Annotated in this window: 1 protein-coding gene and 1 pseudogene; both read left to right on the plus strand. The window is 56.3% G+C overall.

The annotated features are described in order from the left end of the window. Positions 1-163 precede the first annotated feature (163 nt). Positions 164-490 (plus strand): annotated as a pseudogene (locus AC5SEO_RS26880) (tetracycline resistance MFS efflux pump); the annotation flags it as partial. A gap of 147 nt (positions 491-637) precedes the next feature. Next, positions 638-812: Rop family plasmid primer RNA-binding protein (locus tag AC5SEO_RS26885; protein ID WP_072190379.1), on the plus strand; the 175-nt coding region annotated here is incomplete at its 3' end.

Raw genomic sequence — 812 nt, forward strand, 5'->3', positions numbered from 1 at the left:
GTGAAAAGAAAAACCACCCTGGCGCCCAATACGCAAACCGCCTCTCCCCGCGCGTTGGCCGATTCATTAATGCAGCTGGCACGACAGGTTTCCCGACTGGAAAGCGGGCAGTGAGCGCAACGCAATTAATGTAAGTTAGCTCACTCATTAGGCACCGGGATCTCGACCGATGCCCTTGAGAGCCTTCAACCCAGTCAGCTCCTTCCGGTGGGCGCGGGGCATGACTATCGTCGCCGCACTTATGACTGTCTTCTTTATCATGCAACTCGTAGGACAGGTGCCGGCAGCGCTCTGGGTCATTTTCGGCGAGGACCGCTTTCGCTGGAGCGCGACGATGATCGGCCTGTCGCTTGCGGTATTCGGAATCTTGCACGCCCTCGCTCAAGCCTTCGTCACTGGTCCCGCCACCAAACGTTTCGGCGAGAAGCAGGCCATTATCGCCGGCATGGCGGCCGACGCGCTGGGCTACGTCTTGCTGGCGTTCGGCTGGCATTGACCCTGAGTGATTTTTCTCTGGTCCCGCCGCATCCATACCGCCAGTTGTTTACCCTCACAACGTTCCAGTAACCGGGCATGTTCATCATCAGTAACCCGTATCGTGAGCATCCTCTCTCGTTTCATCGGTATCATTACCCCCATGAACAGAAATCCCCCTTACACGGAGGCATCAGTGACCAAACAGGAAAAAACCGCCCTTAACATGGCCCGCTTTATCAGAAGCCAGACATTAACGCTTCTGGAGAAACTCAACGAGCTGGACGCGGATGAACAGGCAGACATCTGTGAATCGCTGCACGACCACGCTGATGAGC

The organism is Agrobacterium sp. K11 (assembly GCF_059429395.1).